The following is a 23,076-nucleotide window of genomic DNA, read 5'->3' on the forward strand; positions in this document are numbered from 1 at the left end:
GCCGTTACCAGCACCAGCCAACGCCTTTGAGAGGTGAACGAAGTTGGCTACGTTCCACGTAGGCGAGAAGACCCACCAGTCCGTGCTTCCTCAGCGGGCTGCTCTGGAATTCGAGTCAGTAGACACCCCCCGGATCGGGGACGAAACGGGACGCGAACACCGCACTCATGCGGTAACCGGCGTGGAACATGTGCGAGGGGAGACCACCGATGCCTCACCTGGCATCGATGGCGTCACCCCCAACCATCAGGTTGGGGAGAAGGCCCGTGAGGGCCACCCCGTCGTGTTCGTCCTGGACAAGCACGGCACACCGCTCCAACCCACCAGCCCGGCAAGGGCCCGCAAGCTCCTCCATCAGAGCCGGGCCGTCATTGCTCGCCGCACCCCGTTCGTCATCCGGTTGAAAGACCGCACGACGGATCAGTCGCAGGTGGACGGCGTGGAACTCGGGATCGACCCAGGCTCGAAGCACACGGGCATCGCCGTGTTCACCGCGAAGGACGGCGAGCGCCGTGGCCTGTACGCGATCGAACTCACTCATCGAGGCGGCACCATCCGGGACAAGCTCTCCGCCCGTGCCGCCTACCGGCGCGGCCGACGCACCCGGAACCTGCGCTACCGCGCGCCCCGCTTCTCCAACCGCACCCGCCCCAAGGGGTGGCTCGCCCCGTCGCTGCGTCACCGCGTGGACACCACCATGTCGTGGACCACACGGCTCGCACGCTGGGCACCCATCCGCGCCGTGCACGTGGAGCGGGTCGCGTTCGACACACACGCCATGTCCCACGGCGGACCGCTGGAAGGCGCCGAATACCAGCACGGCACCCTGCACGGCACAGAAGCCCGCGAGTACCTCCTCGCCAAATGGGACAGGGCCTGCGCCTACTGCGGTGCCACAGGAGTTCCTCTCAACATCGACCACATCCACCCACGCTCGCGGGGCGGCAGTGACCGCATCTCCAACCTGTGCACCGCCTGCATCCCCTGCAACGAGAAGAAGTCCAACCAGCGCGTCGAACACTTCCTCAGAGAATCTCCGCGGCTGCTGGCTCGAATCCTTGCCCAGGCCAAAGCCCCGCTCCGCGACGCGGCAGCCGTCAACGCCACCCGCTGGGCACTGTGGCGCGCCCTCGATGCCGCGTTCCCCACCGTGTACACCGCATCCGGTGGCCGCACCAAATGGAACCGGCAGCGGACCGGCACCCCGAAGACCCACACCCTCGACGCCCTCTGCGTCGGCGAACTCAACACCGTCACCCGCGCCCCGGCCCGCATCCTCGCGGTCACCGCAACCGGGCGCGGCACCTACACTCGCACCCGCACTGACAAATACGGTTTCCCTCGTCTCCGCTTGCCGAGGCAGAAGCAGTTCTTCGGCTACCAGACCGGCGACCTCGCCCGCGCCGTCGTCCCCACCGGCAAGAAGACCGGTACCCACACCGGACGGATCGCCGTGCGGGCCACCGGCAGATTCAATATTAAGACGGCGCATGGCCTCATCCAGGGCATCGGACACAAACACTTCCGCCTCGTCCAACGGGCCGACGGCTACGCCTACACCACCCACCCCGAAGGCCCCGCTGCCGTCGCCGGCCCGCCATCGACACTGCCAGAGATCTCCTGAGCTCCGCCCTCAAGGATTCATTTCCCCTCCCAGCTGAAGCAGGGAGCGTCCACGAAAGAAGAAGAGCCTATGACAACCGGGGTGCGGCGCAGGATGGGTGTCGAGGAGCGGCGGCAGCAGCTGATCGGGGTGGCGCTGGAGCTGTTCAGCCACCGGTCGCCCGACGATGTGTCCATCGACGAGATCGCGGCGGCCGCGGGGATATCGCGGCCGCTGGTCTACCACTACTTTCCCGGCAAGCTGAGCCTCTACGAGGCTGCGCTGCGGCGGGCCGCCGACGAGCTCGCGCTGCGGTTCGTGGAGCCCCAGGAGGGGCCGCTCGGGGCGCGGTTGCTGCGGGTCATGGGGCGGTTCTTCGCCTTCGTCGACGACCACGGGCCCGGTTTCTCGGCGCTGATGCGGGGCGGTCCGGCGGTCGGCAGCAGCCGGGCCAACGCGATGATCGACGAGGTGCGGCAGGCGGCGTACGAGCAGATCCTCTCGCACCTGGGCGTCGACCGGCAGGCTCCGCCGGCCCGGCTGGAGCTCGTGGTGCGCTCGTGGGTGTCGCTGGCCGAGTCGACGGCGCTGATCTGGCTGGACGGCCGGCGGATCCCGCGCGCCGAGCTGGAGTTGCAGCTGGTGCACGATTTCGCGGCGCTGGCCGCGGTGAGCGCCGCCTACGACGCGGAGATGGCGGGCATCCTCGTACGGATCCTCGTGGACGAGCCGGCCGACGGGCCGTTCGGGGAACTGGTGGGGCGGCTCGTGGCCCTCGTCCCCAAAGAGCCCAGTCCGACGGGATCCGGCCCCTCGGTGCCCGGTCCGCGCTGACCGACCGTCCTTGATCGAATGGTGCGCAATAATGCCCGCGTGATCATTGACGACGGGATCGTGTTCCGGCAGGCCGAGGAGAAGGACGCCGGCACGCTGGTGGCGCTGTACGACCAGGCCGCCCACTGGATGGCCGCCCACGGGATCGACCAGTGGAAGCCCGGGCAGAAGGACCCCTCCCACTTCCGTTCGGTCATGCGCGAGGGCGAGGTGTGGATCGCCTCGGACGGCAACGGGCACGCCGTCGGGGCGTACGAGCTGTGGTGGTCCGACGAGGACGCCTGGGGCATCCAGCCGCCCGTGGCCGGCTACGTGCACCGGCTCATGGTCGAACGCGAAGCCGCGCCCGCCGGGGCCGGCCGGCGGCTGCTCGAACACTTCGAGCGGCGCATCGCCAAGGCCGGCCGCGAACGGGCGCGGCTGAACTGCGTCTCCACGAACCCCCGGCTGGTCGCGTACTACCAGTCCGCGGGCTACCGGGTGGTCGGGGAGTTCCCCCACAAGGTGGGCAAGGACGGGCAGGTGTACGGGGTGATCCTGCTGGAGAAGCGGCTGGACCAGCTCACCCTGGTCAACTCGGCCTGACCGCTCCCCCGCTCCGACCCGCACCCCCGCCCTGACGGGTCACCCCCGCTTGAAGACCGCCGCCGTGCGGGCCGGGACGGCGAACTCCCCCTTCACCGCGTCGTACGCCGCCTGCCGGACCACCGGGTCCGTGCCCGAGGCCTGGACCGGGTGCAGGGCGTAGGCCGTGCCCGCGAGGGCCGGGACCCGCTGGGTCAGGGCGGTGGGGGCGGCGTTGAAGACCACCACCAGGTCGCCCAGGGCCATCGTGATCACGCCCGGGGTCTCCTCGGGTCCCGAGAGGGGGAAGGCCAGCTTCGCCTGGACCGCCTCGGTGGTGGTGAGGGCGAAGGCCGGTTCCGTCGTACGGATCTTCAGCAGGTCCCGGTACGCGGACGAGGCGCCGCCGATCTCCGCGCAGCCGGGTGCGGGCGCTGCCAGCAGGGGCTTCGCGTAGGGCCACTTGGCGCGGTTGTCCGCCGCCGGGGGCAGGCCGCGGCCGAAGCCGTTGCCGTCCTTGCAGTCCCACAGGATGGCGTTGAACCAGTCGCCGCTGTCGTAGGAGTTGCGGTCCAGGGACTTGGAGCGGAGCAGGTCCGTACCCGCCTGGGAGAGGGCCGGGCCCTGGGAGAGGGCGGCCACGGACATGGCCAGGACCTGGGAGCGGGCCCGGTCGGCCGTGGAGGTGCCCTCGGGGAGCTTGAACGCGAGGGCGTCGAAGAGCGTCTCGTTGTCGTGGGCGTCGACGTACGCGAGCGCGTCGCCGGGAGCCGCCGCGTACCCGGCCGGGGCTCCGTTGTAGTCCACCTCGGAGCCCTTGACCGCCCGGCCGGTGGAGTCCGTGAAGGCGTACCCGGCGAGGTTGCCGGTCAGCCCGACCTTGATCAGGTCCTGGTCGTGGAGGAGCCGGACGCGCTGCTGCTCCGGAGTGCCGTTCGCCGGGGAGGCGTTGGGGGCGGTGAACAGGCCGGAGGCGAAGCCCTGGACGCGCGGGTCCTCGTCGAAGGGGCCGCCGCCGCGGACCGCGTCGCGGGCCCGGTCGGAGAAGGTGGCGATTCCGGTGCCGGCCATGTTCTGCTGCGTGGCCTGCACGAAGCGGGCGTCGTTCGCGACCTCGCCGAAGTTCCAGCCCTCCCCGTAGAGGACGATCTTCTTCCCGTCGACCCCGTCCTTCTGGAGCGTCAGCGCGTCGAGGGCGGCGCGCACGGCCAGGATGTTGGCCTTCGGGTGGTGGCCCATGAGGTCGAAGCGGAAGCCGTCGACCTTGTACTGCTTGGCCCAGGTGACCACCGAGTCCACGACGAGGCGGCCCATCATGGCGTTCTCGGGGGCGGTGTTGGCGCAGCAGGTGGAGGTGGCGACGGAGCCGTCGGCCAGCAGCCGCTGGTAGTAGCCGGGGACGATGCGGTCGAGCACCGACTTGTCGGACTGGCCGGCGGCCACGGTGTGGTTGTAGACCACGTCCATGACCGTGCGCAGGCCCGCGCCGTTCAGGGACTGCACCATGCGGCGGAACTCCACCGTGCGGGCGGTGCCGTTGGGGTCGCTCGCGTACGAGCCCTCGGGGACCGTGTAGTGCAGCGGGTCGTAGCCCCAGTTGTACGCGTCCTTCGCGGCCGCGGCGGCCACGCAGGCCTGCTGCTCCTCGGAGTCGGGGGCGTAGACCTTCAGGTCGCAGGCGGGTTCGGTGCGGTCCCCGGGCTTCTCGGGGATGGTGCCGATGTCGAAGGCGGGCAGGAGGTGGACGTACGAGGTGCCCGCGGCGGCCAGCTCGCGCAGGTGGCGCATGCCCGCCGAGGCGGTGTCCGTGAAGGCCAGGTACTGGCCGGGGTGGGCGCTGGTGCTGTCGGCGACCGAGAAGTCGCGGACGTGCAGCTCCTGGATCTGCGCGGAGGTGAAGGGGACGGGCGCGGGCTTCTTCAGCTCGCGCCAGCCGGACGGGGCGAGCTTCGGGTCGGCGAGGTCCACGGCCAGGCTGTACGCGGAGTCCGTGCTCAGGGCGGTGGAGTACGGGTCGGTGACCAGGTTGCGGACCACCTGGCCGGTGCTCGGGGCCCAGACGGTGACGGCGTAGCGGTAGCGCTTGCCGCTCCAGTCGCGGTCACCGCGCACCGACCAGACGCCGGTGGCGTCGTCGCGGCGCATCGGGACGGTGCGGCCGTCGAGTTCGAGGGTCACCTGCTGGGCGGTCGGGGACCAGACGGAGAGGGTGGGGCGGCCGTCCTTGAAGACGGGGCCGAGGGCGGTCGTCGTCGTGTAGAGGTCGTCGAGGACCCCGGCGAGCTGAACCCCGGTGGCGGCGAGGACGGCGCCGTTGGCGGCGCGGGCACTGGCCACGAGCTGGCCGCGCAGGGCTTCGCGGACGCGGTCCCGGTCGCGCGGGTCGACCGCGAAGGCGGCGTACGCGGCCAGGTGCGGGTACTTCTGCTTCTGGGCGGCGGTCAGCTCGGTCTTCGCCAGTCGAAGCCACTGGGCCCGGCCGGTCAGGGTGCCGTTCTCGGCCTTGACGGCGCCTTCGCGGGAGGCGAGGAGCTGGAGGGAGGCGGCGGCGGGCGGGGCGTTCCAGGCGACGGTGTCGCGGTCGATCCAGACGGCCTGGGCCTTGGTGAGGTCCAGGGCAGCGGCGCTGCCGGCGGGCTGCGGGAGGAGGTACTTCTCCTGGCCGCCCAGCATCCACACCTCGTGCCCGTTGCTCTTCAGGTCGAGGGACTGGTCGGACGGGAGGTCCTTCTCGTCGCCCTTGTGGAGGATGTAGCTGAGGCTGGTGGCCCCGGCGGCGAGGGGGACCTCGTAGACGGCGCCGTAGGAGTCGGTGCGGGTGGGGAGGATCGGCTTGGACCAGTCGGTGGGCGTCGCCGCTCCGGTCCAGACGTGCAGGCCCCAGCCCTCGTAGGCGCCGTCGGGGCGCTGGTAGTGCAGGACGGCCTTCGACTGGTCCTGCGGCGGGTAGGCGGGGCGCTCGGTGCGGACGGGCTCCTTGCCCTGCTCCAGCCAGACCTCGCCGGTCTTCGTCACGTCGATGGTGCGGTCGGTGGCGACGTCCTTGGTGCCGTCCTTGTCGATGACGAGGTAGCCGACGCTGCTCGCCCCGGGCTTGAGCTTGACGTGGGCGAAGGCGCCGTAGGCGTCGCGGCCGGTGAAGTCGTGGCCGGTGGGCCAGGGGGTGGCTTCGCCCTCGGCGAGGTCGCCCCAGGCGTATAGGCGCCAGTTCGTGTAGTCGCCGTCGGGGCGGTTGTAGTGGACGATCGCGTAGTCGCGCTGGGTGGCGGTGGGGACTTCGGCGGGCGGGGTCTGGCCGGTGACCGATGCGGCGAGGGCGCTCGCGGTGCGGCCGGCGGAGTCGACGACCACGGCCTTGTAGCGCAGCGGGGTGCCGGCGGCGGTGGCCGGGTCGATGAACTGGGTGACCTTGTACGGGGCGTGGTCGGCGGAGCCGAGGACCTGCCACGTGGCCGTGCCGGTCTGGGCGGCGAAGACGACCCGGCTCAGGGGGTCGCCCGAGACCTCGGCCGAGAGCTCGACGGTGCCGGTGGCGCCGGGGGCCGGGGCCTTGAGGGTGAGGGTGGGGGTGGTGGTGGGCTTGGCGGCCGGGGCGATCGCCTGGAGGACGGCGGAGCCGAGGGCCGGGACGGGGACGGTGAGCTTGCCCGCGGCCGAGGCGCGCAGGAGGGCCGTGCCTCCGTAGAGGGTGCGGTACTGGGTGCCGGCCGGGGCGTCGAGCTCGATGGTGCGGGGCTCGGTGGCGTTGTTGGCCGCGACCAGGTACTCGGTGCGCGTGCGGGGGTCGGTGCGGGCGAAGGCGTAGGCCGAACCGTTGGAGAAACGTTCGCTCTGGACGCCGTCGCGGAGGGCCGGGTGGGCCTTCGTCAGCTGTGCGAGAGCACTGATCTGCTTGTAGAGCGGGTGCTCCGGATCGTAAGCATCGCTCGCGTGTGTGCGCACCGTTCCGAGCTGGTCGTCGTCCAGGTAGTCGGCGGCCCGGGAGGCGAAGAGGGGCTGGCGCGCGTCCTTGTCCCCGCCCGCCCCGGTGAAGCCCTGCTCGTCGCCGGAGTAGATCACCGGGTTGCCCCGGGAGAGGAACATCAGCTCGTTGGCCAGCCGGTACCGGTCCAGCAGCTCCTGCTCCCCCGCCCCCGGCCGGTCCTGCTTCAGGAAGGTCCCGAAGCGGCCCATGTCGTGGTTGCCGAGGAAGGTGACCTGCTCGTAGGCGTTCGCCTTGTCGGTGGTGTACCGGTAGTCGTCGCCGAAGACGGAGGCAAGCCGCCTGGCCTCCGCGCCCTGGGCGGCGTACGAACGGATCGCCTCCTGGAGCGGGAAGTCGAGGGTGGCGTCCAGCCGGCCCCGGGTCACGTACGGGGAGGTGATCGCGGTGTCGGCGGAGTAGACCTCGCCGAACATGAAGAAGTCCTTGCGGCCCTGGCGGGCGGCGTACGCGTCGAGGGCGGTGGCCCACTGGGTCCAGAAGCCGGTGTCGACGTGCTTGACGGTGTCGATCCGGAAGCCGTCGACGTCGAACTCCTCGACCCACTTCTCGTAGATCTCCTCCATCCCCTCCACCACCTCGGGACGCTCGGTCCACAGGTCGTCGAGGCCGAAGAAGTCGCCCTGGTCGGAGGATTCCCCGGCAAAGGTGGAGTCGCCCCGGTTGTGGTACATCGTCGGGTCGTTGAGCCAGGCCGGGACCTTCAGGTTCTTCTTCGCCGCGGGGACGAAGGGGGTGCGGGGGAACGAGTCGGTGTCGGTCTTCGGGAACTTCCCCTTCCCGCCGGCGGCCGCTCCTGAATTGAACGCAGTCGAGTCGTCGAACGGCACCCCGTCCTTGGTCAGGTAGGGGAAGGCGCCCTTCGACAGGTACCCGTAGGACGCCTCCCGGTAGTCGACGACGTCGGCGGTGTGGTTCGTGATGACGTCGAAGAAGACCTTCATCCCCTTCCCGTGCGCCTTGTCGATCAGCCGCTCCAGATCGGCGTTGGTCCCGAAGTGCGGGTCGACCTGGGTGAAGTCGGTGATCCAGTACCCGGGGTAGCCGGCGGAGACGTCCTTGCCCGTCCCCTGCACCGGCTGGTTCTTGAAGATCGGCGCCATCCAGATGGCCGTGGTGCCGAGCCCCTTGATGTAGTCCAGCCGGTCGGTGATCCCCTTGAGGTCCCCGCCCTGGTAGAAGCCCTTGTCCGTCGGGTCCAGGCCGGTCTCCAGCCGGGAACCGGTCAGCCCGCCCCGGTCGTTGCGCGGGTCGCCGTTCGCGAACCGGTCCGGGAGCACGAAGTAGAACTGCTCCCGGGTCAGGTCGTGCCGTGCGGACTCGGCCGCCAGCTTGGCGTCGGACGGCGGGGCCGGTGGCGCCTTGGCGGCGGCCGCCGCGGCGGCGGGCAGGGCGGGCAGGAGCGTCACGGCCAGGGTGGCGGCGAGCACTCCCGCGGCGCCGGCGAGGGCGGGGCGTATCAAGGCGGATCTCCTCGGGTGCGGGACGGGGGTGGGGCGGGAGGGTCAGTTGCGCCAGGTGTCGGTCAGCGTGACCTTGCCGTTGGCGGGGACCGTGGCGGAGCGGTTGGCTCCGCTCTCCCAGGTGACGTTCCCGGCGGCGTCCTTGCGGAGGTACTTGTACGCGAAGACCGTGCCGGGCGGGAGCGTGACGTCGAGCTTCCAGACGGGGTAGGCGGCCGGGTCGAGCTTGAGCGCGGCGGCGGTGTTCCAGCTGCCGAGCTCGGCGCGGTCGCCGGTGACGTAGATGTTCTGGCCGACGACGGTGGTGGCGTTGACGGCGAAGGAGGCACCGGCGGTGGCGGTGGGGGTCGGCGTCGGGCTCGGCGTGGTGCTGCCGCACCCGCGGGCGCCGACGTGCAGGGCGACGGCCGTCCCGGCCCCGAGGGTGGCGGTGAACCGCCCGGCGGAGTCCACGGTCACCGTGCGGCCGCTCTGCACGTCGCAGTAGTCGCCGCCCGCGAGGGAGGTCTGGAACGTCCGGGTCAGGGCCGAGCCCTCGTGGTTGATCGCCACGTACGCCTTGGCCCCGCGACCGAAGGCGATCTGGTCTCCCCCGTTGTCCCACCAGTCGGTGACGGCCTGGCCGCGCGCGGAGTTGTGGAAGCCGACCATGGAGGAGATCTCCCGCCAGGCGTGCTGGCACTTCCACCCGTCGGCGTAACAGGCGCTCACGGCCCCGCCGTTCGGCGGTCCGGCGTCCCGGTCGGTCCACTCGTAGCCGGAGTGCACGTCGGGCGAACCGTAGGGCCAGGCCAGCATGAAGACGCTGGCGAGCGTGTAGGCGGACCCGTCCTTGTAGCTGAGGGTGTCGCCGCCGCGCTCGGTGTCGTGGTTGTCGACGAAGACGGCGGACTGCCCGGAGGGCATGTGCCCCCACGCCTCGCCGAAGTTCTTCAGGTAGGCGAGGTTCTCGCTCTGGAAGACCCGCTTGAGGTCCCGCGCGTAGCGGAACTCCTGCACGTCCCCGCTCCCGAGGTACTCGGAGGGCGAGACGGCCTCGCCGGCGCCGTGGATCGCCTCCTGCTTCCAGTAGGCGTTCGGGTTCGACATCCGCGACTTGATGTTCGCGAGGTCGGCGGCGGGCATGTGCTTGGCGGCGTCGATCCGGAAGCCGTCGACGCCGAGGGAGAGCAGGTCGTTGAGGTAGCCGGCGATCCGGCCGCGCACGTAGTCCTCGCCCGTGTCCAGGTCGGCGAGCTGCACGAGCTCGCAGTTCTGGACGTTCCCGCGGTCATTGTAATTCGATATGGAGGACCGGCAGTCGTCCATGTCTCCGCCGGAGTAGATGCCCGGGTAGTTGTACTTCGTGTACGAACTCCCGCCCGTTCCGGTCCCGTCGCCGGCCGCCATGTGGTTGATGACGGAGTCGGCGACGACCTTCACGCCGGCGGCGTGACAGGCGTCGACCATGGCCTTGAAGGCGGTACGGTCGCCCAGCCGCCCGGCGATCTTGTAGCTGACGGGCTGGTACGAGGTCCACCACTGGGCCCCCTGGATGTGCTCCTGCGGGGGCGACACCTGGACGTAGCCGTACCCGGCGGGCCCGAGGCTCTCCGCGCAGGCCTTCCCCACGGAGTCGAACCGCCACTCGAACATGACGGCGGTGACGTCCTTCTCACCTGGGGCGGCGGCACGCGCCTCGGGGGCGGGCCCGCCGACGACGGCGAAGGCGGCCACGGCGGTGACGGCGGATACGGAAAGCAGCGCGGCGGCGGCTCTGGCGGCGCGGGCACGGGTGGGCATGCGGTGTGCCTCCTGGCGGAGAGGCGCGCAGCCGGGTGGGGACCGGTCACGGCCGAGTTGGGGATTGCAGCGACCGTAGGTGCCGGGCGGAGGCTCTGCAAGACCTTGCGCAAGAGATTGCAGAATTGTTTCCGGACGGAGTCGGGGGCGGGGGGCGCTTGGGCTGCGGGCCGGGCGGTGGCTGCGTGAGCGCCGGGCGGCGTCCCGGCAGTCGAGCGTCCTTCCGTGGCAGGACGGCCCGTCAAGGGCGCTCCCTGCGGTCGCGTCGCTACGCGATGGCCTTCGGCCACCCTTGACGGACCGCCCCACCACGGAAAAACACAAGACTTCCGGGATCCCCCCGGGGAATGGCCTGGGGGGAGGAGTGGGGAGGAGCGGCCTCGTCCGAGATGCGCAGCCCCCTTCGGCCGATGGCCATCCGTACACCGATCCGGCGGGACCGTGACCTCAGCCGGTACGGACGCGCGGGGCGATCAGAGCATCCAGGGCCGGGCAGTCTGAACACCCTTCCCGAGACCGTCGCCCGCCACCCAGAGTGCAAGGCGGATGGGATGGACCTCAGGGTCGGTGGGCGCGACAGATCGCTACACAGTCCTTCTCTGCTTGGCGACTACCGACCGTCCGTGGCTGATCTACACGGGGGCGAGGAATGCGTACTTGTGATGGTCTGTTTGACGACGCGGTGACGATGAGACCGTCAGATGACGTCCCAGGGGACCGAGGCCCAGGCCCTGTCGAGGACTTCGGTCAGGACCGAGCCCCCGTCGGAGAAGGCGACCTGGTCGATGGAGGCCAGCGGCTGGCTGGGACATTGAGAGTTGCTCGCCGCGGCGGCTTGAAGTTCGGGAAGGTTGTTGGCTGTCAGCCGACGGGTCGACCACGGCGCACCGACGCGGGTCAGGCCGGCCTGCAGCAGCTGCATGGTGATGCCGGGCAGCACAGGGGCTTCGGGCCACAGCACCTGTTCCCCGTCCCAGAACGACACGTTCCAGACCGAGCCCTCACGTACGAACCCGTCCCGGCCGACGAACAGGACATCGTCGAAACCCGCCTCGCGGGCCTGGAGCATCCCGTAGGTGAGCCCCATCGTCGCCGCGTGCTTGAGGTGCGGCAGGTCGCGCTCATACGTCGCCGTACGAACCCGCAGGGCCGGCCGGGGGCTGTCGGCCACGGCGTCCGAGACCGACACCATGACGTCCGTACGGTCCTCTGAGCCGACTGCGGGAACGACGCTCACCCGCACTGACGCAGCAGACCGGTCGCCGAGCCCGTGCCGGATGAGTTCACGGATCCGGGCGTCGTCCTGCACGGCCGCCTCGCCGAAGAGCTCCAGGGAGGCACCGGCCAGCCGTCGGAGGTGGAGCTCGAGACCCGGCACCGCCCCCTCGCGGACCTGCATCGACGTGAAGTGCCCGTAGTTCCAGGTCGCCACCCGGTGCACGTCCTCGACCTCTGCGGGCAGACCGTTGATCTCTATGCTCAGCACTCGCGCCATGCTGTCACAGCCGCTTTGTCCGCCGCTCCCCGGCGATCCGTGCGGAGCGTCGGTAACGTCCAACGGGCAGACCAGCAACGGAAGAGGGCCGTCATGTCGATCGACATCGTGATCGCGCAAACAACCATCGATGACGAGGAAGGGGCGAGGGAGCTGGCGCGGGGCGCAGTGGAGGCCCGGCTGGCGGCCTGCGCGCACATCGACGCGCCGCTCACTGCCGTCTACCGGTGGAAGGGGCAGGTGGAAACGGCTACGGAGTGGCGCATCTCCTACAAGACGACACGCGATCAGCTGCCCGCTCTTGGCGCATGGGTCGGTCAGGAGCACACCTACGACGTACCGGAGTGGATCGTGCTTCCCGTGGAAGGCGGCTCGGACGCCTACTTGACGTGGGTCGCCGAGGAGACCGCCCAGGAGTAGTCGCAGAGGTGTGCGGCCCGGGAAGGTCGTGATCCGTTCGTCAGTGTTCCCCTGCCAAATCTGCGAGGTCATGACGGTTGCCGACAACCGCTCGGCCGCAGCCTGGAGGCAGACGGTCCGCCACCATTTTCACGGCCGTCTCGGCGGTGTCGGCCTCGCCGACGGATTCCACCCTGGACGGGCCCGCCACGACGAAGCCCCCACCCTGCCTCGGGGCGATGTAGGGCACGTCCCACGTGGAGGGATGCTCGGTGCAGCGGCTGAAGTGCAGCTCCCACATGCCGACCCAGGGGAAGAGCTGCCGCAGCCTGGGTTCGGCGTAGGCGGCGCGCACCAGGTGCCCGTCCACGCGATCTGAGGAGTGAAGCCTCGCCCACTGGGCCTCGACGACGTCCTCCGCCGTGCCTGTTGAATCCATAGGAGCAGAGTCTCAGAAGCCGAGGCAGCAGTACGACACGTCGCGGCCGCGCACCGCAACGTCCCCTCTCGGCCCTTCGGAGTCCGGGAGGGGGTCTTCCGTTTGTCCGGCGTCAGTCCAGCGGGAGTGCCTGGTGCGCGGCCACGATGGCGTCGATGCGGTGTGCGAGGTCGAAGTCCGCGTGGGTCAGACGGTGACCGGCATCATGCGTGGTGATCGACGCGCGCAGACTGTCGATGCGGAGGTCCAGGTCAGCATGGTGCTGGACGCGTCGGGACCGGTCAGCGATGGTCACGATCGCCGCGACGGCCGCGTGGTAGCGGATCTCGTAGGTTCGGGTGATCTCGTCCCCCACGCGCTCCCACCCCGGCAGCCCCGCCAGGTGCTCGACGATCACCTCGTCGGACAACGGCTTCGGTACGCCCATGTCAGCTCCCCTCGTTCACGGGCGCCAGGACCTCCACGAGGTCCCGGCCTACCGGAGCATCGTGCCACGGCCTCATCTCTCGCTCCAGCAAGTGCAGTTCGCGTAGCATCCGCGCGGACCGGGTCTCTGTCGCGATCTCCACTGCCGCGCGAGCGATCTCTAGCGCCTGTTCTGGTTCCCGGGCCACGGCGGCCGCCGTGGCGTGTCGGGCTAGGTACACGCCACGGTCCCTCCGCGCGGTCGCGGGAACCGCGTCGAGGACTTGCGACCACAATGACTCCGCCTCCCGGCCCAGGCCGAGGCGGCCGTAGCAGGTGGCCCGCTGCACCTCAAGGTAGCCCGGAGTGCGCCGGCAGGCGTTACCCCACGGCAGGTCGTCGTCCACGCGGGCGATGAGCCCGCCTGCAGTGTCGATCAGGCGGTCGACGGCGGTCCGGTCGCCTGTGAGACTCGCACCGTGGGCCTGCTGTTGCATCGCCATGACCCTCACTTTGGGGACGATGTGACCGTCATCAAGCACGGCCTCGCACAGGTCGATTACGCCGTGACCGTCACCAAGGTCAGTGCGAACCTGAGCAAGGTTGACGAGTGAGTACCCGACAAGATGCGGATCCCGGGCGCGGGCCGCGATCTCCTGCGTTACGCCCCGCCAAAACGCGGCCGCGCCGAGGTCTCCGGCGTCCTGGTAGAGCCAGCCTACGAGCGCGGCGTATGCGGCACCAACGCGAAGAAGTCCGCGGCGAGTCTCGCCCTTCGCACTGCGGACGAGTTTGTCGATGAGCTGGAACTGCGCGCTGACGGTGCCGACAAGATCGTGAGGACCAAGAAACATGTCGGCGCGGTAGTGACCTTCCAGCTGTTGCTGGAAGTAGTCGATGAGGGCTGGGTCGACATGCTGCGTGGCAACGGGTCCGGGCATGAGCGCGGCCGCCGTGACGGCTACGAACGTCCTGCGTTTCACGTCATCCTCTTGATGGGCTTCAGGTCGGACCCAACCGACAGGTACTCGGAAGCCGAGGTCCTCAGGCCATCGGCCGAGAGCATCGTGCAGCACCGTCGCCGTCTCTTCCGACGGCCAACCGGGGCTGCTGCCTTCCCAGCGCCTCCACGTTCGCGCAGACACCTCGTACGAACGGTCGTCGAGGAAGTTCTGCCCGTGAAGGCTGAGGGCTGCCGCAGCGGTGTCCATGCTGCGCCATCCGACCCGCAGTCGGGCGGCCCTGAGCGCGTCATTTCGGTGGCCCATGGCCCCAGTGTGAGGTGTCATCGCGCCTGTCTCCGGCCATGGCCGCCACATGGCCATCGATGGCCACGTGATGGCCTATCTGCCATCTGAGTGCAGCGACATCATCCACCTACAACCACGGAATGCGCTGACGAATCGAGGTAGCCGGTGACGATGCAAGCAGGCAAGAACATCCAGGAGTTGATCGCTGAAGCTCTCGGCCCATATCCGCAGCGCCCGTCCGCTGAGGGTGTGGCACAACTCATCGATGACCTCATCACATGCGGTCATCAGCTCCACGCTGCCGTGACACGTCTTCCCAACCACCATCGGGACCCGCGACTCTCCAATGCGGTCGCGGATTGGGAGTACACCTCAGCGGTCGGCCCACGGACTTCCGAGCCGAACGCGAATTGGAATCATGCTCGCGGACTGGCCAGAATTGCGCGGGCCTTGAAGACAGTTCTCAGCGACTACGAGCACCCACCAACGCGCCTTTGTTGTCACTGCGATCGACCGATCCTGAACGAGGACTGCGAGACGATCCCCGGACATTCGATGTCCGGCGTCCGCCCAGACCAACACGCCCACGACTCGACAGACCCAGAGTGCCGGCCGATCCAGGCGCGTGACCGGTGACTGAGCGCCTGCGGCAGACCATCTACGTCCTGATCGTCCTCGGAGTCCTTGCCGTCATCGTCACCAGCACCTACTGATCCCAGCCCGAGACGGCCGGGAGTCGCTAAGCCGAGTGGGAGTGTGTAGCGATCTGATGCGCCCACCGACCCTGAGGTCCGTCTCGTCGTCCCTGCGCTCGTGGTGGCGGTCAAAGGTCACGGGAAGGGTGTTCAGACGCCCGTCCCTGGATGCTCTGACCGCCCCGCGCGTCCGTACCGGCTGAGGTCACGGTCCTGCCGGGGCCGTGTGCGGATGACCGACCGGAGGGGACGCTGGCATCTCAGACGGGGCCGCTCCTCCCCACTCCTCCCTCCCGGCCGTTCCTCGGGGGGATCCCGGAAGTCTTGTGGCGTTTCGGGGTGGGTCGGTCGGTCAAGGGTGGCCGAAGGCCATCGCGAAGCGACGCGACCGCAGGGAGCGCCCTTGAGGGACCGGCCCGCACCGAAAGGACACTGGACTGCCGGGCTCCCCCCGGCACTTGTCAAAGCCGCTGACCGGCCCGCAGCCCAGGCCTACCCCCCGGCCCCGACCGACAGCGCTCCGCGCCTCAGCCTCACCACCGAGGGGGGCGGGTGGGCAACCACCGCCCGGGGCGGTGGTGAGAGGGGGGTGAAGGCCCCGCCCGAGCGAAGGTCCGTAGCCCCCGGGCCTACTCCCCCGGCCCCTGACCCGTGGATCCCCGTACGACCAGCTCCGGCTGGAAGACGTACTCCGTGCGTTGGACCGGGGTGCCGGCGATGGCCTCCAGGAGGGCGCCCACCGCTGCCGTGGCCATGGCTCGGACCGGTTGGCGAACCGTTGTCAGTGGGGGGTCCGTGAAGGCGATCAGTGGGGAGTCGTCGAAGCCGACGACCGAGATGTCCTGCGGGACGCGCAGGCCCCGTTCGCGGGCCGCCCGTATGACGCCCAGGGCCATGGGGTCGCTGCCGCAGACGATGCCCGTGCAGCCCCGGTCCAGCAGGGCTCCGCCTGCTGCGTGGCCGCCCTCGACCGTGAACAGGGTGCGCTGGATGAGGCCTTCGGCCGCCGCGGAGGGGAGGGCGGCGACGAAGCCCGCCTCCTTGCGGGCCGACGGGACGTAGCGGGTCGGGCCGATGGCCAGGCCGATCCTGCGGTGGCCCAGGTCCTCCAGGTGGCGGACCGCCATCTCCGCGGCCGCGCGGTCGTCCGGGGAGATGAAGGGGGCCTGGACCTGCTCGTTGAAGCCGTTGATGAGGACGAAGGGGACGCCCCGCGCCGCGAGCCGCTGGTAGCGGGACGGGTCGGCCGAGGAGTCCGCGTGCAGGCCCGAGAGGAACACGATGCCCGTGACCCCGCGCTCCTCCAACTGCTCCACCAGCTCGTCCTCGGTGGCCCCGCCCGGGGTCTGCGTGCACAGCACCGGGGTGTATCCGTGGCCCGCCAGGGTCTGCTCGATGACCTGGGCGAACGCCGGGAAGATGGGGTTGGTCAGCTCGGGTGTGAGGAGACCCACCAGGCCGTTGCTGCGCCGGCGCAGCCGGACCGGGCGTTCGTAGCCCAGCAGGTCCATGGCGGCCAGCACCTTGTGCCGGGTGCCGGACGCCACGCCCGCCTTGCCGTTGAGCACGCGGCTGACGGTCGCCTCGCTGACCGCGGCCTGCGCGGCGATGTCCGTCAGCCGCAGCGGGGAGGTCATCCCCGCCACCACACCGCCGTGTCGGCCGGCAGCTCCGACGGGTCGGGCAGCGGCCCGCTCGCCAGCAGTACGGTGCCGGGCGCGGGCGTCCGTACCGGCTCGGCCGTGGTGTTGACCGTGCAGGTGAAGTCCCCCCGGCGGAAGGCCAGGACGCCCGCCGGGGCCTCGAGCCACTCCACCGCGTCGCCCGCGCCCAGCTCCGGGTGCGAGCGGCGCAGCCGCAGCGCGGCGCGGTAGAGCTCGAGGGTGGAGTCCGGGTCGCCGGTCTGCGCGGCCACGCTCAGGCCCGCCCACTCGGCCGGCTGCGGCAGCCAGCTGCCGCCCTCGCCGAAGCCGTACGGGGCTTCGGTGCCCGACCACGGGATCGGTACGCGGCAGCCGTCGCGCAGCCCGTCCTGCCCGGCGCCGCGGGCGAAGGCCGGGTCCTGGCGGACGGAGTCCGGGAGGTCGACGACCTCGGGGAGGCCGAGCTCCTCCCCCTGGTAGACGTACGCCGATCCGGGCAGCGCCAGCATCAGCAGCGCGGCCGCCCGGGCCCGGGCCAGGCCCTCGGCCCCTCCCCCGTACCGCGTGACGTGGCGTACGACGTCGTGGTTGGACAGCACCCAGGTGGTCGGCGCGCCGACCGGGCGCATGGCGTCCAGGGACTCGTCGATGGTGGCGCGCAGGGCCTGCGCGTCCCACCCGGTGTTCAGGTAATGGAAGTTGAAGGCCTGGTGCAGTTCGTCGGGCCGCAGGTACATGGCCGTCCGGTCGGCGCTGGGCGTCCAGGCCTCGGCCACGCCGATGCGGTCGCCCGCGTACTCGTCGAGGACCCGGCGCCAGGAGCGGTAGATCTCGTGGACGCCGTCCTGGTCGAAGAAGGGCAGCACCTGGTTGCCGAGCAGCTTGAGCTGTTCGCCGCGGCCGAGGTCGGGCAGGCCGGGGGCCTTGACCAGGCCGTGGGCCACGTCGATGCGGAAGCCGTCGGCTCCGAGGTCGAGCCAGAAGCGCAGGATCGAGCGGAACTCGTCCTGGACCGCCGGGTGTTCCCAGTTGAAGTCGGGCTGCTCGGGAGCGAAGAGGTGCAGGTACCACTCTCCGTCGGCGACCCGGGTCCAGGCGGGTCCGCCGAAGATGGACTCCCAGTCGTTGGGGGGTTCCGTACCGTCCGCACCCCGCCCCGGGCGGAAGTGGAAGCGTTCGCGCAGCGGGGTCCCCGGGCCTTCGCGCAGCGCCTGCTTGAACCATTCGTGCTGGTCGGAGCAGTGGTTGGGGACCAGGTCCACGATGATCCGCAGGTCCAGCGCGTGGGCTTCGCGGATCACGGCGTCGGCGTCGTGGAGGCTGCCGAACATCGGGTCGATGGCCCGGTAGTCGGCGACGTCGTAGCCCGCGTCGGCCTGCGGGGAGGCGTAGAAGGGGCTGAGCCACACGGCGTCGACGCCGAGTTCCTTGAGGTAGGGCAGTCGGGTGCGGATGCCTTCGAGGTCCCCCATGCCGTCTCCGTTGGAGTCGGCGAAGCTGCGCGGATAGACCTGGTAGATCACCGCTTCTCTCCACCAGCCGGGCTGGGTGCCGGTGGAGGTGGGGAGGCCGTCCAGGGAGGGTTCGGCGGCGAGGTGCTGGGTCATGTCGTCCTTGAATGGGTCGGGCCGGGGGTGAGAGGGGGCAGGCACCGGGTGGTCGGCCCGTGCGCGCGCGGGCGGGTCAGCCCTTGGTCGCGCCTGCCGTCATCCCGGCGACGAGGTGACGCTGGGCGAAGAGGAAGAAGAACGCCGCGGGGATCGCGATGAGGATGGAAGCCGCGCTCATCGCACCCCAGTTGGAGGTGTACTGGGTGACGAAGGTCTGCAGGCCGCCGGCCAGCGTGAGGTTCTCCTCGCCGACCATGAAGGCGGAGGCGTACGCGACCTCGCCCCAGGCGGTGATGAAGGCGTAGAAGCCCGTGACGGCGAGGCCCGGCTTGGCGAGCGGCAGGATGAGGCGCCAGAAGGTGCCGAAGGGGTTGAGCCCGTCGACGCGGCCGGATTCGTCGATCTCGACCGGGATGGTGTCGAAGAAGCCCTTCATCATCCAGGCGCAGAACGGCACGGCGATGGTGAGGTAGGTGATCACCAGGCCGATCGGCTGGTTCAGCAGTCCCAGGTCGCCCATGAGGTTGTAGAGCGGGACGATGAGGATGGCCATCGGGAACATCTGCGTGATGAGCAGGGTCCACATCAGCGGCTTCATTCCGGGGAACTTGAAGCGGCTGACGGCGTATCCGGTGGTGGCGGCGATGAACACCCCGAGGACGGTGGTGATGCCGGCGACGAGGACGGAGTTGGCGAACCAGGAGAGGAAGGAGGTCGACTCCAGCAGGTAGCTGTAGTTGTCGAGGGTCGGTTCCTTGACGAAGTCCGTGGAGATGGCGTGCTTCGCGGGCTTGAGCGAGGTCAGCAGGACCCACAGCACCGGGAAGACGGCGATCACGGCGGCGACGGCCAGGGTGGCGTGCAGCCCGGCGGAGGCGAGCGGTGAGCGCTTGCCGCGGGGGCGGACGGAGGCCGCCTTTGCGGACCTCGCCGAGTTGGTCGTCTCGGATTTGATCGTCTCGGAGTTGGTCGTCACGGTTACCACACCTCTCCCTGCTTGCGCAGCGAGCGCCGGTAGACCAGCGCGAACATCGTGAGCAGCAGGAGGATCAGTACGCCCCAGGTCGCCGAGACGGCGAAGTCGCGCGGGCTCGTCACGAACGCCTCGCGGAAGGCCTGGGTCACCAGGATCTCCGTGGAGTCGCCCGGGCCTCCCCGGGTGAGCAGGAAGATCACCGGGAACATGTTGAAGGTCCAGATGGTGGAGAGCAGGATCACGGTCATGCTGACCGTGCGCAGTCCCGGCAGGGTGATGTGGCGGAACCGCTGCCAGGGGCTGGCCCCGTCCATCTCGGCCGCCTCGTAGAGCTCGCCGGGGATGGACTGCATGCCGCCGAGCAGGGCGACCATCATGAAGGGGACGCCGAGCCAGACGTTGACGGCGATGACCGCGATCTTGGCCCAGGTCGGGTCGTCGAGCCACGGGACGGCGGAGATGCCGCCGCCTTCGAGGATCTTGTTGAGGATGCCGTTGTCGCGGTTGAAGAGGAACCGCCAGGCGAAGACGGAGACGAATCCGGGGACGGCCCAGGGCAGGATGAGTGCCATCCGGTAGGTGGCGCGTCCCTTGAACTCGCGGTTGAGCACGGTGGCGAGGCCGAGGCCCAGCGCGAAGGTGACCGACACGCAGGCGACGGTCCACGTCACCGTCCACACCAGCCGCTGCAGGAACACCGGGTCGGCGAGGACGTCGGCGTAGTTGTCGAGTCCGATGAACTCGTACGTCGCCTCGATGTGGTTGGCGCCGATGGTGCGGCCGACGTTGCGCTCGGTGGCGTCCGTCAGCGACAGGTAGACGCCGCGGACGAGCGGCCAGCCGATGATCACGCCGAGCACGAGCACCACGGGGGTGATCATGGCCCAGGCGTACCAGTGGGTGGCGAGGGCCCGCTTCAGCCCGGGGCGGTTGCTTCCGCCGGTCCTGTTGCCAATCCTGCCGTCAGTCCTGCGGCTCCGGCCGCGGGCGGCGGGACCGGTGTCAGGACCGGTCTCGCTGCCCGCGGCCTTCGCCACCGACTGGCTGGTGTGAGCAGCCATCTCAGTCAGCCTGCCTTCCTGCGGCAAAGTCCTGGCGCACGCTACGTACGCACTCTTCCCGGCGTCTGCGCCCCGGAATGAACACGTAGTGCCCCTGTTCTGTCGCGACGACGGCCGGAGTAGTCGAATCCGGCCCGTTCTGGTGGTTGTGGATGATGCGGCATGGTCCAGCCCTAAAGTCACGCTCGTGAAGCTCCGTTACAACTTCCGGGTCCACCCCGATGGCCCGCAGCGCCTGGCGCTGTCCCAGGCCTTCGGCTGCGCCCGGGTGGTCTGGAACGACTGCCTTCGCGCCCGTAAGGCGGCGCACGAGGCAGGGCTGCCGTACGTGACGTCGGCGGACCTGTCCAAACGGCACATCACCCAGGCCAAGCGAACCGAGGAGCGGGCCTGGTTGGCCGACGTGTCGGCTGTCGTCCTCCAGCAGTCCCTGCGGGACCTTGACTCCGCCTTCAGGAACTTCTTCGATTCGATCAGGGGAAGATCCGGAGGCCGGAGGAACGCTCCTCCCCGCTACAAGTCGAAGAAGGACTCCCGGCAGTCGATCCGTCTCACCGGGAATGCCTTCTCCCTCAGGGACAGCGGCCGGCTTTACGTGGCCAAGGTCGGAGACCTCAAGGTCACATGGTCCCGCCCCTTGCCCGCCACGCCCACTTCGCTGACGGTGATCAGGGACCGTGCCGGCCGATACTTCGCCAGCTTCGTCGTCGACACCGAACCTACGGTCCTGGCGGCCGTTGATGCCGAAGTCGGCATCGACCTCGGGCTGACCACGTTCGCCGTGCTTTCCGACGGCACGAGGATCACTTCGCCGAAGTTCCTGCGCCGGGCCGAGAAGAAGCTCAAGCGCTCGCAGCAGAGCTTGTCGCGCAAGGTCAAGGGTTCGAAGAACCACGCCAAGGCCCGCGTCAAGCTCGCCAGACGGCACAGTCGGGTCTCCGACCAGCGGCGGGACTGGCACCACAAGGCATCCACACGCATCATCCGCGACAACCAAGCGGTGTACGTGGAAGACCTCGCGGTATCCGCACTCGCACGCACCAGGTTGGCCAAGTCCGTTCATGACGCGGGCTGGACCTCGTTCGTCAACATGCTGGAGTACAAGGCCGCCAAGTACGGCCGGCATTTCGGGAAGATCGGCCGCTTCGTGCCGACTTCCCGGGTGTGCTCGACCTGTGGACACCATGACGGCCCCAAACCCCTTCATATCCGTACGTGGACCTGCACGCGATGCGAGACCGTCCACGATCGTGACGAGAACGCTTCTCACAACACCCTGGCCGCCGGGCGGGCGGACAGGCTAAACGCCTGCGGAGCGCTGGTGAGACCGGGAGCAATTCCGGCACGGCGCGATGAAACAGGAAGCCACCGTGTCGGCCACCCGGCCGCGACGGGAATCCCCGGCCGTCAGGCCGGGGAGCACGTCAATTCCAGCCCTTGAGGATCTTGCGGAATTCGACGCCGGCCGCCTTGGCCGCGTCCTCCGGGCTCGACGCCCCGGTGACCGCCTTGGTGTATTCGACCTTGAGGGGCTCGAAGAGGGCACCGTTCTCCGGGATCCAGGCGCGCTCGACGGCCTTGTCCACGGCCGGCTTGAAGAACTGGACCATCTCGCTGGCCTTGACCTCGGGCTGCTCGTAGGCGGCGGTCCGGGTCGGGAGCAGGCTCAGCTCCTTGGCGGACTGGACCTGCACCTCCTGCGAGGTCATGTAGTCGACGAAGGCGTTCGCGGCGGCGATGTTCTTGGAGCCCGCGTAGACGGCGAGGTCGTGGCCGCCCTGCGGGGCGCCCGCCTTGACGGAGCCGGCCGGGACCGCGGCGATGCCGAGGTTGGCCTTGTCCTTGAACTGGTCGCCCGCGTAGCTGTCGGCCACGGCCCAGGGGCCGTTGATCATCATCGCGACCTCGCCCGTCTTGAAGGCGGTCTGCATGTTGGTCCAGCCGTCGGTGGCGTTGGTGATCGCGGCGCCCGAGGTGACCAGGTCGCGGGCGGCCTTGAAGGCCTTGACGCCCGCCGGGTTGTCGACGGTGACCGTCTTGGTCTTCGCGTCGACGAGGTCGCCGCCCTCTCCGTAGATGAGGGGGAGGAACCAGTAGGAGTCGTCGCCGCGCAGGTAGAGGCCGGCCTTGCCGGTCTTGGCCTTGATGGCTGCGGCGGCGGTCTTCACCTCTTCCAGCGTCTTGGGGGGCTGGACGCCGGCGTCGGCGAGCATCTTCTTGTTGTAGAAGAGGCCCATGGTGTCGATGACCTGCGGGACGGCGTAGGTCTTGCCCTCGTACTTGCCGCTGGCGGCGGCCTGGGGCAGGAACTCGGCGTCGACCTTCTTGGCCGTCTCGGCCGGGACCTCGGCGAGGTAGCCGAGGGAGGCGAAGTCGGCGACCCAGCCCACGTCGGCACGGATGACGTCGGGGGCCTCGGAGCCGCTGCTGAAGGCGTTCTTGACCTTGTTCTGCGCGTCGCCGTAGGGGACGTTGACGTACTTGACGGTCACCTTGGGGTGCTTGGCGGTGAACGCCTCGGCGAGCTTCTGGAAGGACGCCTTCTCGGCGTCGTTCGAGGTGTCCCACCACGTGACCGTGCCGGAGAGCTCCCCGTCGGCCTTGGCGCCGCCACTGCCGCCGTCCTTGGTGTCACCGCCGCAAGCCGTCGCCGCGAGCGCCAGAGCCGCGACCAGCGCGGTGGCCGCTATGCCACGCCGCATATGAACTCCTTCGATGATCCCGGCCGCGCCTCGCGTCCCGAGTTGCCGAGAACGTAACAAGCCTGAAAGCCGACCGAAAGACCTTGCGGGAACTTTCTGCAAGAAGGGGTGATCGTTACATCCGTGTGTCCGGACGGTTGCCGCAGCTTGCTGTTAGTTCGAACCCTCTTCGA

17 protein-coding genes are annotated in these 23,076 nt (G+C 69.6%); 6 read left to right on the forward strand and 11 right to left on the reverse strand.

Annotated elements, in window-relative coordinates; translation table 11 throughout:
* Window positions 1–181: 181 nt before the first annotated feature.
* The 3 genes from iscB (at window position 182) to ACODT5_RS29095 (ending at window position 3,022) form a co-directional block, all read left to right on the forward strand.
* Window positions 182–1,624 carry an RNA-guided endonuclease IscB gene (gene iscB / locus ACODT5_RS29085; protein WP_422522143.1) on the forward strand — a complete coding sequence of 481 codons (1,443 nt, stop codon included), beginning with the start codon at window positions 182–184 and terminating at the stop codon, window positions 1,622–1,624.
* 69 nt (window positions 1,625–1,693) lie between these two features.
* Window positions 1,694–2,437, forward strand: coding sequence for a TetR/AcrR family transcriptional regulator (locus tag ACODT5_RS29090; protein WP_422522144.1), 744 nt, complete (start codon window positions 1,694–1,696; stop codon window positions 2,435–2,437).
* A 39-nt stretch (window positions 2,438–2,476) separates the two neighbouring features.
* Window positions 2,477–3,022: a GNAT family N-acetyltransferase gene (locus ACODT5_RS29095; protein ID WP_422522145.1), complete on the forward strand. Its 546-nt coding sequence runs from the start codon at window positions 2,477–2,479 to the stop codon at window positions 3,020–3,022.
* 39 nt (window positions 3,023–3,061) lie between these two features.
* Here the strand turns inward: ACODT5_RS29095 and pulA are convergent, their stop codons facing one another.
* From pulA to ACODT5_RS29110, 3 genes are all read right to left on the reverse strand, one after another.
* The gene (pulA, locus tag ACODT5_RS29100; RefSeq protein ID WP_422522146.1) at window positions 3,062–8,446 is read right to left on the reverse strand and encodes a pullulanase-type alpha-1,6-glucosidase; all 5,385 of its coding nucleotides are present in this window, start codon (window positions 8,444–8,446) and stop codon (window positions 3,062–3,064) included.
* A gap of 42 nt (window positions 8,447–8,488) precedes the next feature.
* The gene (locus ACODT5_RS29105) at window positions 8,489–10,228 is read right to left on the reverse strand and encodes a carbohydrate-binding module family 20 domain-containing protein (RefSeq protein ID WP_422522147.1); all 1,740 of its coding nucleotides are present in this window, start codon (window positions 10,226–10,228) and stop codon (window positions 8,489–8,491) included.
* A 697-nt stretch (window positions 10,229–10,925) separates the two neighbouring features.
* Window positions 10,926–11,714, reverse strand: a complete 789-nt coding sequence (locus ACODT5_RS29110; protein ID WP_422522148.1) for an aminotransferase class IV — start codon at window positions 11,712–11,714, stop codon at window positions 10,926–10,928.
* A gap of 102 nt (window positions 11,715–11,816) precedes the next feature.
* Here ACODT5_RS29110 and cutA point away from each other — a divergent pair, with 102 nt between their 5' ends.
* Window positions 11,817–12,143, forward strand: a complete 327-nt coding sequence (gene cutA, locus ACODT5_RS29115) for a divalent-cation tolerance protein CutA (RefSeq protein ID WP_422522149.1) — start codon at window positions 11,817–11,819, stop codon at window positions 12,141–12,143.
* A 40-nt stretch (window positions 12,144–12,183) separates the two neighbouring features.
* On the opposite strand, the gene ACODT5_RS29120 is transcribed toward cutA, so the two are convergent.
* From ACODT5_RS29120 to ACODT5_RS29130, 3 genes are all read right to left on the reverse strand, one after another.
* Window positions 12,184–12,561 carry a DUF6193 family natural product biosynthesis protein gene (locus tag ACODT5_RS29120; RefSeq protein WP_422522150.1) on the reverse strand — a complete coding sequence of 126 codons (378 nt, stop codon included), beginning with the start codon at window positions 12,559–12,561 and terminating at the stop codon, window positions 12,184–12,186.
* 112 nt (window positions 12,562–12,673) lie between these two features.
* On the reverse strand, window positions 12,674–12,988 hold the full coding sequence (locus ACODT5_RS29125; RefSeq protein ID WP_422522151.1) for a 4a-hydroxytetrahydrobiopterin dehydratase: 315 nt from the start codon (window positions 12,986–12,988) through the stop codon (window positions 12,674–12,676).
* Between the two features lies 1 nt (window position 12,989).
* The gene (locus ACODT5_RS29130) at window positions 12,990–14,255 is read right to left on the reverse strand and encodes an NsdA family TPR-like regulatory protein (RefSeq protein ID WP_422522152.1); all 1,266 of its coding nucleotides are present in this window, start codon (window positions 14,253–14,255) and stop codon (window positions 12,990–12,992) included.
* Between the two features lie 132 nt (window positions 14,256–14,387).
* Between ACODT5_RS29130 and ACODT5_RS29135 the strand changes: the two genes are divergently transcribed.
* The gene (locus ACODT5_RS29135; RefSeq protein ID WP_422525069.1) at window positions 14,388–14,852 is read left to right on the forward strand and encodes a DUF6415 family natural product biosynthesis protein; all 465 of its coding nucleotides are present in this window, start codon (window positions 14,388–14,390) and stop codon (window positions 14,850–14,852) included.
* A gap of 688 nt (window positions 14,853–15,540) precedes the next feature.
* Here ACODT5_RS29135 and ACODT5_RS29140 read toward each other — a convergent pair.
* The 4 genes from ACODT5_RS29140 to ACODT5_RS29155 form a co-directional block, all read right to left on the reverse strand.
* A complete protein-coding gene (locus ACODT5_RS29140) occupies window positions 15,541–16,548 on the reverse strand; it encodes a LacI family DNA-binding transcriptional regulator (RefSeq protein ID WP_422522153.1) in 1,008 nt (335 codons plus the stop codon).
* Complete coding sequence (locus tag ACODT5_RS29145; protein WP_422522154.1) at window positions 16,545–18,161, reverse strand: glycoside hydrolase family 13 protein; 1,617 nt, start codon at window positions 18,159–18,161, stop codon at window positions 16,545–16,547. The genes ACODT5_RS29140 and ACODT5_RS29145 overlap by 4 nt, the downstream gene beginning before the upstream one ends.
* 76 nt (window positions 18,162–18,237) lie before the next feature.
* Window positions 18,238–19,119, reverse strand: coding sequence for a sugar ABC transporter permease (locus tag ACODT5_RS29150; RefSeq protein WP_422525070.1), 882 nt, complete (start codon window positions 19,117–19,119; stop codon window positions 18,238–18,240).
* 23 nt (window positions 19,120–19,142) lie between these two features.
* Window positions 19,143–20,201 (reverse strand): carbohydrate ABC transporter permease, encoded by a 1,059-nt coding sequence (locus tag ACODT5_RS29155; protein ID WP_422522155.1) that lies wholly within the window; start codon window positions 20,199–20,201, stop codon window positions 19,143–19,145.
* Window positions 20,202–20,388: 187 nt separating this feature from the next.
* On the opposite strand from ACODT5_RS29155, the gene ACODT5_RS29160 reads away from it, so the two are divergent.
* The gene (locus ACODT5_RS29160) at window positions 20,389–21,642 is read left to right on the forward strand and encodes an RNA-guided endonuclease InsQ/TnpB family protein (RefSeq protein ID WP_422525071.1); all 1,254 of its coding nucleotides are present in this window, start codon (window positions 20,389–20,391) and stop codon (window positions 21,640–21,642) included.
* On the opposite strand, the gene ACODT5_RS29165 is transcribed toward ACODT5_RS29160, so the two are convergent.
* On the reverse strand, window positions 21,626–22,903 hold the full coding sequence (locus tag ACODT5_RS29165) for an extracellular solute-binding protein (protein ID WP_422522156.1): 1,278 nt from the start codon (window positions 22,901–22,903) through the stop codon (window positions 21,626–21,628). The genes ACODT5_RS29160 and ACODT5_RS29165 overlap by 17 nt on opposite strands.
* Window positions 22,904–23,076: the final 173 nt, after the last annotated feature.

The sequence above is a fragment of the Streptomyces tatrensis genome (assembly GCF_049310065.1).
Classification (GTDB): domain Bacteria; phylum Actinomycetota; class Actinomycetes; order Streptomycetales; family Streptomycetaceae; genus Streptomyces.